The sequence below is a fragment of the Stenotrophomonas sp. IS26 genome, assembly GCF_054188265.1.
Window position 1 is genome coordinate 1 of record NZ_JBSZJV010000005.1, and the last position, 14283, is coordinate 14283.

A 14283-nucleotide genomic window follows, 5' to 3' on the forward strand; every position below is an offset into this window, starting at 1 on the left:
TTTTATTGCAGGCACCTGGTTTTTACAGGTATCTGTTTCTCGGAAGAGACCTCTGCCGAGCTGGCGCAACGCGCTGCTCCAACCGTCTCCCTGGTGAAATTAGCGCTGTGGCACCACCCGATCCCATCCCGAACTCGGAAGTGAAACGCAGCTGCGCCGATGGTAGTGTGGCCTAAGCCATGCGAGAGTAGGTCATCGCCAGGGTTTACACCCAAAACCCCGCTGCTCACGCAGCGGGTTTTTTTTTGTCCTTCTCCCGACGGATGGGAGCGCCTCATTTCATGTGCCACAGCAGATGAGCACGGTCATGCGTATGCGGCCAGTGCGGTGGGTGTCGTTGGGTAGTTCTGCGTTTTGGGAATGGTGGCGTCTCCGCTTGCATCTTCCGCGAGCGTGAGGGCCCCGTAGCGGCCGGCAGGCCCCTCGGCAAGTCCCCCGGCCGCCGCCTGACGGCGACGCCCTCCTCGTTGATTTTGCCCAGGGACCTACCGGCCGCTACGACGCTCGGATGCGGTACGCGCACTGCTAACCGGAGCCTGCTTTGAGGCGCCAGTGGTCTCCACACATGGGGCGCGATGCCCTTGTGGGCGAAATCAAGGAGGAGGGCGTCGCCGCAAGGCGGCGGCCGGGGGCGTCACCGGCAAGGGTATCGCGCCCCAAAGCCCGACCAACCCAGCCGCCGACCCAAAAAAAACGGCGCCTAGAAAGGCGCCGTTTTCATGAAGCAAAGATCACGTCACAGCAATCAACCGCTCAGCGTGCAGACTCCGCGGCCCGCGTCTCAGCGCCCTTGCCCTTCATCATCGCATCGCGTGCCGCCTTGAACGGATTGCCCTCGTACCAGTTCGGCCACCGGTCGCCGCCGGCCAGTTCCTTGCCAACCCCGTACAGCAGCTGCAGGTCCTCAACCGTGCCATCCAGCTTCCAGGTTGCGGGATCGAACTCGTCCTTCGGGCCGTGGTAACGGTGGCTGCCGTAGTCCTCGGCCGCCTTGCGGCCCGCCTCGACACCGCCGTCGCGCAGATCCTCACCACCGTCCGCATAGAGCGCCGGCACACCCGCCTTGGCGAAGTTGAAGTGATCCGAACGGAAGTAGAAGCCGCTCTGCACCGCGGTCTCGCCGTGCAGGGTACGCCCCTGGTTCGCGGCCAGCGGCTTGAGGATGTCTTCCAGCTCGGAGCTGCCGAAGCCGGTCACGGTCATGTCCTTGGCACGGCCTGCCACCGACATCGCATCGATGTTGATCACACCGGCGATCTTGTCCAGCGGGAAGGTCGGGTGGCTGACGTAGTACTTCGAGCCCAGCAGGCCGGACTCTTCCAGCGTCACTGCCAGGAACACCACCGAACGCTCCGGTGCTGGCTGCTGGTGCACCATCGCATCGGCGACCTCCAGGATGCCGGCCACGCCGGTCGCGTTGTCGACGGCACCGTTGTAGATGGTGTCGCCCTGCTCACCTTCGTGCTTGCCCAAGTGATCCCAGTGCGCCATGTAGAGCACGGCTTCATCGGCACGCTTGCTGCCCGGCAGGACGCCGACCACGTTGCGCGACTTCTTCTCGGCGATGGTGCTCTTCAGATCGAAGGACACCTTGGCCTTCAGCGGGACCGGCTTGAAGCCGCGCTTGCTGGCGTCCTTGTACGCTTTGTCCAGATCCAGGCCGGCCTCGGCGAACAGCTGGCGGGCGGCGTCGGCGCTCAGCCAGCCTTGTGCCGGGAGGCGCGCTTCCGGGTCATCCTTGGCCGGCAGGTCGTACTGCGGGCCGGCCCACGAGTTCTTGACCACGTCCCAACCGTAGGAGGCACCGGCGGTGTCATGCACGATCAGCGCGGCGGCGGCGCCCTTGCGTGCGGCCTCTTCGAACTTGTACGTCCAGCGCCCGTAATAGGTCATGCGCTTGCCGTCGAACAGCTTCTCGTCGTTGACGTGGAACCCGGGATCGTTGACGAACATCACGACCGTCTTGCCCTTCCAGTCCTGGCCGGCATAGTCGTTCCACTTCTGCTCCGGCGCATCCACGCCGTAGCCGACGAACACCAGGTCGCTGGCCTCGACCTTGACGTCTGGCTGGCCGCTGCGGGTGCCGATCACCATGTCGGTGCCGAACGTCAGCTCGCGGGTCTTGCCGGCCTGGTCCAGCGTCAGCACGGTCGACTCATCGGCCGTGGTCTCGGTCATCGCCACGTCCTGGAACCAACTGTCGCCATTGCCTGGCTGCAGGCCGATGCGCTGCATCTGGTCGCGGATGTAATTGACGGTCAGCTCTTCGCCCTTGCTGCCCGGGGAGCGGCCTTCGAACGCATCCGAAGCCAAGGTCTTGACCAGCTCGGCGAAGTCGCCGGCATTGATCTCGGGCGAGAACGCATGGCCCGGTGCGGTCGGTGCCGCGTCGGTGGCAGGCGCCGCGGTGGGCGCGGCGGATTCGCCCTTGCATGCGGTCAACGCAGCGGCAGCGGCAAGGCACAACAGAAGTTTGCGGGGCATCATCGGTTCCTGGAACGGGAAAGGCGGGTGCGCACGGCACCAGTCACCACCATATCAATCCTGCGGTGCGGTGTCGGTATCGAAGGGCACGGCCACCGCACCACTGACCGGGCCGATGCGGGCAGTGCGGTGCACATACAGGGTGACCTCGCGCTCGAACTGCAGCGAGCCGTTGACCGCCGCGTTCGGCCCGATGATCACGCGCGGCTTGCGGCCGGGGGTCAGCGACAGGTTGAAATTCGGCTTCTTGACCTCGATTCCGCCTTCGACCTGCGAACCCACGCCCACGGTGATGTCACCGTTGACGGTTTCGATGCCGCGCGCCACGCGCGTTTCGACCAGCCCGATGCTGCCGTTGACCGTTTCCAGCCCGCCGTCGATCTGGGTGCCGCGATCCAGGAAGATGCCGCCGTTGACGGTGTCCACGCCGCCACTGGCAACCACTTCGCGCCCCACCCGCACGCTGCCATTGACCGTGGAAATGCCGCCGGTACGCGCGCGATCGGCCACGCGGATGCCGCCGTTGACGGTTTCGATGCGACCGGTGACCGCGCCTTCGGCGACCTTGATGCCGCCGTTGACCGTCTCCAGATTGCCGTAGCTCTGGCCGGGCTCGGCGGAGATGCTGCCGTTGACCTTGCTGATGTTGTCGCTTGCGAAGGCCGGCGCACAGGGCAGCGTCAGGGCCAGCAGCAGCGGAAGCAGGGAGCGTTTCATGGGAACCTCGATGGTGGAGCGCGGCTGGCAGGCCGCCTGCAGGAATGTCACCATGCATCGTTGCAATCCGCATCTGCCTGAAGTCACTGGAAAGCCCTTGCGCCACAACGCCTTTTCCTCACGCCGGGATAACAATCCGACCGACGGACGCGGTCGCACGCAGTGGCTGACCCCGGCGTTGCGTGCGCTGCTGCTGGCCGTGGCCGTTCTCGGCGCCAGCCCGCTGGCTGCACAATCCTCCAAGGAAGCCGAACGCAAGCTGCAGAAGCTGCGCAGCGAGCTCAAGGGCGTGGCCCAGGAGCGGCGGAATCTGGAAGGGCAGCGCGGGCAGGCGTCGCGCCAGCTGCGCGACGCCGACGAGAAGGTCGCCCGCACAGGGCGCGTGCTGGCCCAGACCGAAACCGCATTGCAGCGCGAGACCCGCGCCATGAACGAACTGCAGGCCAAGCGCGATGCGCTGCAGGCCGGCCTGGAGCAGCAGCGGGCGGAACTGGCCTCGCTGTTGCGCGCGGCGTACCGCATCGGCAACAACGCGCCGTTGAAGCTGCTGCTGTCGCAGGACCGTGTTGCCGATGCGAACCGCAGCCTGGCCTATCACCGGTATCTGCAGCGCGAGCGCGCGCAGCGTATCCAGTCCCTGACGGCTGACCTCACCGAACTGCAGCGCGTGGAGACGGAAATCGTCGAACGGCGCAAGGCACTTGAAGGCACCCGCCAACAGCAGAAACAGCAGGTCGCCACGCTGGCCGACGATCGTCGCGAACGGGCGGCCACGGTCGCCTCGCTGGACGAACGGTACAAAGACCGCAGCGAACGCGAAAAAGCCTTGGGCCAGGATGCCAAGGCGCTGGAAACCCTGCTGGCCAATCTGCGCGCCGCCGCCGCCCGTGCCGAAGCCGAGCGTCGTGCTGCCGCGCGCCGCGCCGCCGCGGACAAGGCGGCCGCCGAGAAGGCGGACCGGGCCGCCGCCGCGAATGGTACCCGGCCACCGCCGCGTGCGACCAAGACGCCCCCTGCGGTTGCCTCCGCGCCTGCGCCCAAGGTGGGCGGTCTGGGCTGGCCGTTGTCGGGCAATCTGCTCGCCCGCTACGGCGGCAAGCTGCCCGATGGCCGCACCAGCAGTGGCGTGCTGATCGGCGCGCCCGCCGGCAGCACCATCACCGCCGTCGCAGATGGCACGGTGGTGTTTTCCGATTGGATGACCGGCTACGGCATGATCCTGATCGTCGATCACGGCAACGGCTACATGAGCCTCTATGCGCACAACGACACGCTGCTGCGTGATGCCGGCGCCACGGTGAAGAAGGGCGAGGCGGTGGCCAAGGTCGGCAATTCCGGTGGCCAGGGCGTGACCGCGCTGTACTTCGAACTGCGCCGCAACGGACAGCCGGTGGACCCGGGCAGCTGGCTGCAGCGGCGATAAACCGCGCCCAACACGGGCGCGCCGCCAGGCACGGGGTTCAACGGGAATTTATCGTCGCTTCGCGCATAATCGGGCGACGCACCCCGTGCGTGGTCAACCGTCCCCCGCTCACCCTGGAGTGCTTCATGCGCGTAGCCCGTTCCGCCACCTTGCTGCTGGCCCTGTTGCCCGCGGTGTCCTGGGCGCAGCAGACCGCCGAAGCGCCGGCACGCGGGGCCGATGCGGCCACCACGGAAGAAGCGGTGACCTCACGGGTTCCGTTGGAAGAGATCCGCCGCTACGTCGCCGTCTACAACGCGGTGCGCGCCGCCTACGTGGATCCGGTGGACGACAAGAAACTGATGCAGTCCGCCATCCGCGGCCTGCTGCTGGACCTGGATCCGCACAGTACCTATTTCGACAAGGAAGACGCCGAAGCCTTCGATGAGCAGGCCAACGGCGCCTACGACGGCATCGGCGTGGAGCTGCAGCAGCAGCCCGACAACAGCAGCCTGAAAGTCATTTCGCCGATCGACGATACCCCGGCAGCGCGCGCGGGCATTCTCGCCGGCGATCTGATCATCGCCATCGACGGCAAGCCGATCAGCGCGATCGAAGCCACCGAACCGCTGCGCGGCGTGGCCGGCACCAAGGTCGTGCTGACCCTGGTGCGCGAGGGCAAGCCCAAGCCGTTCGATGTCACGGTGACCCGCGAGACCATCCGCGTCACCAGCGTGCGCAGCAGGATGCTGGAACCCGGCTATGGCTACATCCGCCTGAGCACCTTCCAGGCCGACACCGGTGCCGATTTCCAGAAGCACGTTGCCCAGCTCCAGCAGCAGGCCGGGGGCAAGCTCAAGGGCCTGGTGCTGGATCTGCGCAGCAACCCGGGTGGCCTGCTTACCGCTGCCGTGCAGGTGGCCGACGATCTGCTCGAGAAGGGCAACATCGTCAGCACCCGTGGCCGCATCTCGATCAGCGATGCCCGTTTCGATGCGACCCCGGGCGATCTGCTCAAGGGCGCGCCGGTCGTGGTGCTGGCCGACGCAGGCTCGGCCAGTGCCTCCGAAGTGCTGGCCGGCGCGCTCCGCGACAACGGCCGCGCCCGCGTGGTCGGCAGCCGCACCTTCGGCAAGGGCTCGGTGCAGACCGTGCTGCCGCTGGACAACGGCGATTCGGTGAAGCTCACCACCGCGCGGTACTTCACCCCGAGCGGCAAGTCCATCCAGGCCACCGGCATCATTCCCGATGTGCTGCTGCAGCCGGAGAAGCGCGCCGGTGACGACGAGCTGCCGGCCAGCCTGACCGATTACAGCGAAGCCACGTTGCCCGGCCACCTGCGCGGTGACGAGGAAGGCACCGAAGGCTACAAGGCCGGTGATGTGCTGCCGGGCGATGGCCCGATCAATGACGCGCTGGCCGAGTTGAAGCAGCCCGGTTCGGTGCTGGCCAGGCAGAAGGCGGACGCGGCGAAGAAGCCGGCAGCCAAGCCGGCAGCGGCCGCGGTCAAGCCGGCCGACGCGAAGTCATCAGATGCGAAGCCATCAGAAACGAAGCCGGCGGAAGCACCTGCGACTGCGCCGGCTCCTCCCGCGCCTGCCAAGCCGGATGCACCGGCGTCGACAGCGCCGGTCAAGCCCTGAACGGTAGTGCCGGCCGCTGGCCGGCTCAGCAGAAATCCAACCGTACGTGGCGCCGGCCCGCGGCCGGCACTACCACAGCGCGATGGGTGTTCGCTTAGAACCCATGCCGCTTGCGCAGCCGTCGCGCGATGGCCGCACGCACATACACGCCGTAGCCCAGGCCGAACACGAAGCCGGCGATGTGCGCCCACCAGGCCACCATGCCGAAGGTCGGGCCGATGTAGGCGAATACCACCTGCAGCGCTGCCCAGACCCCGATCAGCAGATAGGCCGGGGCGCGGACGAATTCCAGGAACAGGCCCAGCGGGATCACCACGCCCAGCCGCGCGCCCGGGAACAGGGCCAGGTAGGCGCCGATCAAGGCCGACACCGCGCCGCTGGCCCCGATGATGATCTGGTCCGGGCTGCCCATCGTGTAGATGGCGGTCAGATTCGAGATCGCCCCGCCGACCAGGAACAGCAGCATCAGCCGCCACGGCCCCAGCACGCGTTCGGCCGGCAGCCCGAAGATCAGCAGGAACACCAGGTTGCCCAGCAGGTGCGACCAGTCCGCGTGCAGGAACAGCGCAGTGAACAGCCGCAGCACGCTGCCATCCTGCAGCGTCGCCCACCAGTCCAGCGGGTGGGTCAGGCCGGTCGAGAGGGCGCCCCAGTCCATCCACAGGCTGCGGCGGGCATCGTCCGGCCGCGAGATCGACCACAGGAAGGCTACCCACAGCGCGGCGAACAGCAGGGGGGTGGCCCAGCGGTAGGCGGCTTTCTTGCGGGAGGGGGTCGACACGAACATGCGGGCACTAGCCTAGCGCGGAGGCTGAGCTGACGGGGATATGTCGCGTTCAGCATGAATAGCCACAAGGGCGACTTACGTTATTGTTTCATTAACCGCTCTCGGTATACTCGCATACGGCGTCGTATGTCGGGAGGGGAATCCGGCGCGTTGTCCTGACCCATCAAGGGGAGGGGCGGCGCAGGCGCGCGTTGCCAACATCACCGCTTTCCGGAGAGAACCAACAATGCATACCGCTTCCACTCTTGCCCGCGTCACCGCCCTGGCCGTCGGCATCGCCGGTGTCCTGGCCGTGGGCCACGTCAACGCTGCCGCCTTCCAGTTGAAGGAAAACAGCGCCAAGGGCCTCGGCCGCGCCTTCGCCGGTTCCGGCAGCGCCGCCGGCGACGCCTCGATCATGGCCGTCAACCCGGCCGGCATGCGCCAGCTCGAAGGCATGCAGGTCCAGGGCGACCTGAGCGCCATCAGCTTCTCGGCCAAGTACAAGGGCACCGGCCGCAATGGCGCAGGTCAGCCGCAGACGGGCGGTAACGGCGGCGACGCCGGCATGATCGCCCCGGTTCCGGCCGCGTACTTCCACATGCCGATCGGCGAGCAGGCCCACTTCGGCGTCTCGCTGACCGCCCCGTTCGGCTTCAAGACCGATTACGACAATGGCTGGGTCGGCCGTTACAGTGGTCTGAAGACCGACATGAAGGCCATCGACCTGGGCTTTGCCGCGTCCTACGACGTCAACCCGTACGTGTCCTTCGGCGCGTCCGTGTTCGTCGAGCACCTGACCATCGAGCTGAGCCAGGCTGTCGACTTCGGCGCCCTCTTTGCCGGTCGCGTGCCGGGCTACGCGCCGGGCAGCGCCGATGGCAAGTCGACCGTGAAGGGTGACAACAACGCTGTGGGCTGGACCGTCGGCGGCTTGTTCAGCCCGGACGAGAACACCCACATCGGCATCAGCTACCGCTCCAAGGTCGAGCACAAGATCACCGGCGGCGATGCCAACTTTGATCTGCCCAGCGATGGTGGCCGGACGGCGTCGATCCTGGCAGCGACCCAGCCGGGCGTGTTCGTCAACACCAGCGGCAAGGCCACGCTGACCCTGCCGGCCTCGGCCACCCTGAGCGTCACCCACAACATCAATGACCGCTGGACCGTCATGGGTGATGTGACCCGCACCGCGTGGTCGACCGCGTTCGACACGGTCACCATCGACTTCGCTTCCAACCAGCCGAACTCGGACCTGAACTTTGGTTACCGCGACACGACCTTCGTCTCGCTGGGTACCGATTACAAGCTGAGCGACACCGTGACCCTGCGTGGCGGTGTGGCGCTTGACCAGACCCCGACCACCGACGCGCACCGCGACGTCCGCGTGCCGGATACCAGCCGCAAGTGGCTGTCGCTGGGCGTGGGCTGGACCCCGTCGGCGAACACCGAATACAACTTCGGTTACACCCACCTGTTCACCAGCGAGCCGAACATCCTGGTCAAGCCGACCCAGGGCAACCAGGGCAACTCGCTCAACGGCAAGTACAAGGTCCGTGGCGACGTGCTGGCCGCTTCGTTCAACTACAAGTTCTGATCATCGCAGCACTGATCGGTTGAACGCAGCAGCAGAAAACCCCGCGAAAGCGGGGTTTTTTGTTGCCTGCAGACAAGGCGAAAGCGGTCAGCGCAACTGCCGTGGCGTGGCGTTGAGGCGCTTGCGCATCAGCCGGCGCAGGGCGGTGGGATCGCGGTAGCCCACGCGCTCGGCCACGGTCTCCACCGAGTAGCGGCTGTTCTCCAGCAGGGTGCGCGCTTGGTTCAACTGCACACTGCGGATCAGGTGCAGCGGCCCTTGCCCGGTTGCCTTGCCCACCTGCCGCGACAGCGTGCGCGTGGACATGCCGGCGTACTTGGCGAGCGCACCGACGCTGACCGTGGCCGGCAGCGTGGCTTCGATGTGGGCGGTGAGTGAGGCGATCAGCGCGTTGCCCTGCGCCATCATCGCCGGGACCATGAACGGCGATTGCAGTTGCCGGCGATCCAGCAGCAGCGCCCGTGCCACCGCATCGGGAAGCGCCGGGCCAAAGCGCTGCCGGAGCAGGTACAGCATCAGGTCGGTGTGCCCGAGCGCGGCACCGGCCGTGATCAGCGGCGCGTCGTCGATCACCATGCGGTCTGGATCGACCTGGCACTCCGGAGCTTGCCGCTGCAACGCGCCGGCCAGCCACCAGGTGGTGGTCACGCTGCGCCCGGTCAGCAGCCCGGCATCGTGCAGCAGGAAGACGGAGGCACAGGAGGCCGCGACACGCCCGCCCGCCGCCACGTGCGCGCGCAGCGCCCGCACCACACCCGGGATGTCGGGCTCGCCCAGCCGCTGTGCGATCGCGTCAGGATCCTCCACGCCCAGCCCTGGCACGATCCAGCACGCCTGCGCATCGGCGACGCGTGGCATCGGCGCGGCACGCAGCTGCAGGTGCGTGCCCAGTCGGACAGCGCCGCGTGCCGGGCTGCAGACCTGCCAGCGCGGCACCGGCAGACCCAGGCGCGGGGCGAGGGTAGCCGCCGTGGTGAGGATGTCCAAGGTGAGCGCGACGCTGGAGGCGAACGCGCCCGGCAGGACGATGACAGTGAAATCGTGCATTGGCTGATTGTGCACGAAAGATGTCGGATCGGCCGATGTTGCCCGGGGCGGCGTTCGGCTCCAATGGAGTCCCTTTGCGCAACCGGTCGATCCCCATGCCCAACATCACCCTCATCCTTCCCGCCAACGCGTTCGACGCCGCTACCCGGCAACGCCTGCTACAGGCGGTGCATGACGCCGCCGTCCGCGCCAGCGGCTTGGGTGCCGAGCCAGCCCAGCAGCGCCTGTGCTGGGTGATGCTGCAGGAAATCGCGGCCGGCCACTGGCTGTGTGGCGGCCTGGATATCGGCGCACGCGGCATTCCCTGCCAGGTCGAGGTGCGGATTCCGCAGGGCGTGCTGGATGCGCAGCAACGCGCCGAGTACGCGCTGCACCTGCACGACGCCATCGCCGGTTGCGTGGCACCGGGCGATCCACGCGTGCTGCTGAGTTCGATCGTGATGACCGATATCGCCGATGGCCACTGGGCGGCCAACGGCCGACTGTGGCACTTGAACGACTTCGTACAGGCGGCCGGTTACGCGCATCTGCAATCGCAGCTCGCATCGGCATGATCACGCGCGCCGCGCGGCCGAAACGATGAACACTGGAATGACATCCAGCACGACGTACAATCCCCGCCCGGACTGCGCCCTGCCGTCCCGTGACTACTGACAAGGATCTGTATATGTCGTCTCTGCTGCTGCGCTCCACGCTCGCCATTGGTCTGGCCGGTCTCTCGCTGCCTGCCATTGCCGCGCCGGAGTTCGCCGCCTGTTTCACTTTGACCCCGGGTCTGTCCTGGTCGAATGCCGATGAAACGCTGACCATCGAAAAAGTGACCTTCGCTGGCCAGAACGCCATCAAGATGCACAGTGCCGGTGGTGGCATCGGGATGGCCACGTTCCATGACATCAGCGGCCGCCAGCTGCTGGGCCAGGAGCGTTACAGCATGTCCAGCGACGGCCCCACGCGGACCGACACCTTCAAGCCGGCGCCGACGTTCCCGCAGAGCGCCAAGCCGGGTGAGCGTTTCGAACTCACCGGCACGGGCGAGCGCACGAACCATGTCGACGAAACCGTTGAACCGGTCGACTACGACGGCTTCTCCGACTACACCTTCGTCGGATTCGAAGACATTGACGCGGACGTCGACAACCAGCCGCGCACGTTCAAGGACACCTGCCACGTCACCGCGACCTTCGAAGACAACCGCATCGAGGCGTGGTACGCCGCCGGCTTCGGCCGCATCAAGTTCGAGCGTTACATGGGTAACGAGCTGCTGATGCAGGACCAGATCGAGTCCATCGAAAGCCCGTGACCTACAAAAAACCCCGCGTTCGCGGGGTTTTTTGTTTACCGCAGGACGCCGGAGATCAGTCGCCCAGGGTCAGCAGCGAGGCATTGCCGCCGGCTGCCGTGGTGTTCACGGTGACGGTCTTCTCGGTGGCAAAGCGCAGCAGGTAGTGCGGGCCGCCGGCCTTCGGGCCGGTGCCGGACAGGCCCTGGCCGCCGAACGGCTGCACGCCGACTACTGCACCGATCTGGTTGCGGTTGACGTACACATTGCCGACATTGATGCGCGATGAAATGCGGTCCACGGTTTCATCGATGCGCGAATGCACGCCCAGGGTCAGGCCGTAGCCGGTCGCGTTGATCTGGTCGATCACCGCATCGAGCTGGTCGCCCTTCCAGCGGATCACGTGCAGCACCGGCCCGAAGATCTCCTTGTGCAGCTGGTCCAGGTTCTTCAGCTCGTAGGCACGCGGTGCGAAGAAGGTGCCGTGCGCGGCGTCGTCGCTGAGCGTGGCAGCGGCGATCAGGCGGGCGTCCTTCTCAATGCGCACCGCGTGATCCTTGAGGATCTGAAGTGCATCGGCATCGATCACCGGGCCGACGTCGGTCGACAGCAGGCCCGGGTCACCGACCTTCAGTTCGGCCATCGCGCCGGACAACATGGTCATCACCTTGTCGGCGATGTCGTCCTGCACGAACAACACGCGTGCGGCCGAGCAGCGCTGGCCAGCGGAGGTGAAGGCCGACCCGATCGCATCCTTGACCAGCTGTTCCGGCAGCGCCGAGGAGTCGGCGATGAAGGCGTTCTGGCCGCCGGTCTCGGCGATCAGCACACCGATCGCAGCGTCGCGGGCGGCCATCGCGCGGTTGATCGCACGGGCGGTGTCGGTGGAGCCGGTGAAGGCCACGCCGGCCACGCGCGGGTCGGCGGTCAATGCGGCACCGACGGTCGCGCCGTCGCCCGGCAGGAACTGCAGCACGCCTTCGGGCACGCCGGCGTCGAGCAGCAGCTTCACCGCGTAGTAGCCGATCAGGTTGGTCTGCTCGGCCGGCTTGGCGATCACGCTGTTGCCGGCGGCGAGCGCGGCGCTGACCTGGCCCAGGAAGATCGCCAGCGGGAAGTTCCACGGGCTGATGCAGACGAACACGCCGCGGCCGTGCAGCTGCAGTTCGTTGGATTCACCGGTGGGGCTGGGCAGCTTTTCGGCGTGGCCGAACTGCTCGCGCGCCTGCTTGGCGTAGTAGCGCAGGAAGTCGACCGCTTCGCGCACTTCGGCGATGCCGTCGGGCAGGCTCTTGCCGGCTTCCTTGACGCACAGCGCCATGAACTCGGGCATGCGCGCTTCCAGCTGGTCGGCGGCGTGTTCCAGGATCGCCGCGCGGCTGGCGGCCGGGGTGCGGTTCCAGGCCGGCTGCGCGGCCACGGCATTGGCCAGCGCCTTCTCGACGGTGGCGCTGTCGGCCGGCTGCCACTGGCCCACCACCTGGCGCGTGTCGGCCGGGTTGGTCACGTTCAACAGTGCGCCGGTCGGGTTGGCACCCGGCACCAGCGGCGCGGCGTGCCACCCGCTCTTACCCGGCGCGGGCACGGCGGCGTTGAGCTGCTCGGCCAGGGCACGCAGATCGTTGTCGTTGGCGAGATTGACGCCCATGGAGTTCTTCCTGTCATGGTTCTGGCTGCGCAGCAAATCGACCGGCAGCGGGATTTTCGGATGCGGAATGGACGCGAACGAGGAGACCACCTCGACCGGATCGCGGATCAGGTCGTCGATGGCCACGTTCTCGTCGGTGATGCGGTTGACGAAGCTGGAATTGGCGCCGTTTTCAAGCAGGCGACGCACCAGGTACGGCAGCAGGTCTTCATGCGAACCGACCGGCGCATACACGCGGCACGGCACGTTCAGACGGTCGGCCGGCACCACTTCGGCATACAGGTCATCGCCCATGCCGTGCAGCTTCTGGTGCTCGTACTGGCCGCCCTTGGCGATCGCCTGCACGGCCGCGATGGTGTGCGCGTTGTGCGTAGCGAACATCGGGTAGATCGCATCGCTGTGCGTGAACAGACGCTTGGCGCAGGCCAGGTAGGAGACGTCGGTGTTCTGCTTGCGGGTGAACACCGGGTAGGCCGGCAGACCGTCGATCTGCGCGCGCTTGATCTCCGCATCCCAGTACGCGCCCTTGACCAGGCGCACCTGCAGGCGGCGACCGATGCGACGGGCCAGGTCGGCCAGGTAGTCGATCGTGTAAGGGGTGCGCTTCTGGTAGGACTGCACGACCACACCGAAGCCTTCCCAACCGGCCAGCGAGGCATCGCTGACCACGGTCTCGATGATGTCCAGCGACAGTTCCAGGCGGTCGGTTTCTTCGGCGTCGACGGTGCAGCCGATGCCGTAGGACTTGGCCAGCTGCGCCAGTTCCAGCACGCCCGGCACCAGGTCGGCCATGACGCGTGCGCGCTTGGCATGCTCGTAGCGCGGGTACAGCGCGGAGAGCTTGATCGAGATGCCCGGTGCCGAATTGACGTCGCCATCGGGACGGCCGCCGCGGGCCTTGTGGTCACCGCCGATCGAGTGGATCGCCCGACGGTAGTCTTCCAGGTAACGCTTGGCATCCTTCATGGTCAGCGCGCCTTCGCCGAGCATGTCGAACGAATAGCGGTAGCTGGCGTTGTCGCCCTTGTGCGAGCGCGACAGCGCTTCGTCGATGGTGCGGCCCATGACGAACTGGTGGCCCATGATCTTCATCGCCTGGCGCACGGCCAGGCGGATCACCGGCTCACCCACGCGGCCGATCAGGCGCTTGAACGCGCCCGGCACATCGGCGCGGGTGGCATCGTTGATCTGGACCAGGCGGCCGGTCAGCATCAGGCCCCAGGTGGAAGCGTTGACCAGCACCGAGTCGCTGCCGCCCATGTGCTTTTTCCAGTCGGCCTCGCCGAGCTTGTCTCGGATCAGCTTGTCGGCGGTCTCCTGGTCGGGAATGCGCAGCAGGGCTTCGGCCACGCACATCAGCAGCACGCCTTCCTCGCTGCCCAGATCGTACTGGCGCATGAAGGCTTCGATCGCGCCCTGGTCCTGGGCGCGCACGCGCACGCGCTTGACCAGGTCGGCAGCGGTGGCCTGCACCTTGGCCTGCTCGGCGGCCGGCAGGCGTGCCTGCTCGAGCAGCTCGCGCACATGGGTGGCCTCGTCCTTCAACCAGGCATCGGTGATCGCCTGGCGGAACGCGTTGGGAACGGCCGGCAGCTCGGGGGACAGCAGCGGCGGGCGGGCGGCGCCGGACGATGCCGGGGCAGGGGGAAGGACAGAGGATGCAGTCATGCCGGTCGGCTCGTGGAGAACTTGACCATTTT

At 66.9% G+C, this 14283-nt stretch carries 10 protein-coding genes and 1 rRNA gene; 6 read left to right on the forward strand and 5 right to left on the reverse strand.

The window, feature by feature from the left end; genetic code table 11:
• The first annotated feature begins 89 nt into the window (after positions 1-89).
• Positions 90-204 (forward strand): 5S ribosomal RNA (rrf, locus tag ACW6W5_RS06400).
• 549 nt (positions 205-753) lie between these two features.
• Here rrf and ACW6W5_RS06405 read toward each other — a convergent pair.
• Together ACW6W5_RS06405 and ACW6W5_RS06410 are read right to left on the reverse strand one after the other, a co-directional pair.
• Positions 754-2484, reverse strand: a complete 1731-nt coding sequence (locus ACW6W5_RS06405) for a M28 family metallopeptidase (RefSeq protein ID WP_152153711.1) — start codon at positions 2482-2484, stop codon at positions 754-756.
• Between the two features lie 54 nt (positions 2485-2538).
• Complete coding sequence (locus ACW6W5_RS06410) at positions 2539-3201, reverse strand: hypothetical protein (RefSeq protein WP_152153713.1); 663 nt, start codon at positions 3199-3201, stop codon at positions 2539-2541.
• 97 nt (positions 3202-3298) lie between these two features.
• Here ACW6W5_RS06410 and ACW6W5_RS06415 point away from each other — a divergent pair, with 97 nt between their 5' ends.
• On the forward strand, positions 3299-4624 hold the full coding sequence (locus ACW6W5_RS06415; RefSeq protein WP_428999844.1) for a murein hydrolase activator EnvC family protein: 1326 nt from the start codon (positions 3299-3301) through the stop codon (positions 4622-4624).
• Positions 4625-4749: 125 nt separating this feature from the next.
• Positions 4750-6246, forward strand: coding sequence for a S41 family peptidase (locus ACW6W5_RS06420; protein ID WP_152153715.1), 1497 nt, complete (start codon positions 4750-4752; stop codon positions 6244-6246).
• Positions 6247-6340: 94 nt separating this feature from the next.
• Here the strand turns inward: ACW6W5_RS06420 and ACW6W5_RS06425 are convergent, their stop codons facing one another.
• The gene (locus ACW6W5_RS06425) at positions 6341-7033 is read right to left on the reverse strand and encodes a rhomboid family intramembrane serine protease (RefSeq protein WP_019186003.1); all 693 of its coding nucleotides are present in this window, start codon (positions 7031-7033) and stop codon (positions 6341-6343) included.
• Between the two features lie 226 nt (positions 7034-7259).
• Here ACW6W5_RS06425 and ACW6W5_RS06430 point away from each other — a divergent pair, with 226 nt between their 5' ends.
• Positions 7260-8609 (forward strand): outer membrane protein transport protein, encoded by a 1350-nt coding sequence (locus ACW6W5_RS06430; protein WP_152153718.1) that lies wholly within the window; start codon positions 7260-7262, stop codon positions 8607-8609.
• Positions 8610-8696: 87 nt separating this feature from the next.
• Here the strand turns inward: ACW6W5_RS06430 and ACW6W5_RS06435 are convergent, their stop codons facing one another.
• Positions 8697-9656: a GlxA family transcriptional regulator gene (locus ACW6W5_RS06435; protein WP_152153720.1), complete on the reverse strand. Its 960-nt coding sequence runs from the start codon at positions 9654-9656 to the stop codon at positions 8697-8699.
• A 95-nt stretch (positions 9657-9751) separates the two neighbouring features.
• Here ACW6W5_RS06435 and ACW6W5_RS06440 point away from each other — a divergent pair, with 95 nt between their 5' ends.
• Together ACW6W5_RS06440 and ACW6W5_RS06445 are read left to right on the forward strand one after the other, a co-directional pair.
• The gene (locus ACW6W5_RS06440; protein WP_152153722.1) at positions 9752-10210 is read left to right on the forward strand and encodes a tautomerase family protein; all 459 of its coding nucleotides are present in this window, start codon (positions 9752-9754) and stop codon (positions 10208-10210) included.
• A 113-nt stretch (positions 10211-10323) separates the two neighbouring features.
• On the forward strand, positions 10324-10956 hold the full coding sequence (locus ACW6W5_RS06445; RefSeq protein WP_152153723.1) for a hypothetical protein: 633 nt from the start codon (positions 10324-10326) through the stop codon (positions 10954-10956).
• A gap of 55 nt (positions 10957-11011) precedes the next feature.
• On the opposite strand, the gene putA is transcribed toward ACW6W5_RS06445, so the two are convergent.
• The gene (putA, locus tag ACW6W5_RS06450; RefSeq protein WP_152153725.1) at positions 11012-14251 is read right to left on the reverse strand and encodes a bifunctional proline dehydrogenase/L-glutamate gamma-semialdehyde dehydrogenase PutA; all 3240 of its coding nucleotides are present in this window, start codon (positions 14249-14251) and stop codon (positions 11012-11014) included.
• Positions 14252-14283 lie beyond the last annotated feature (32 nt).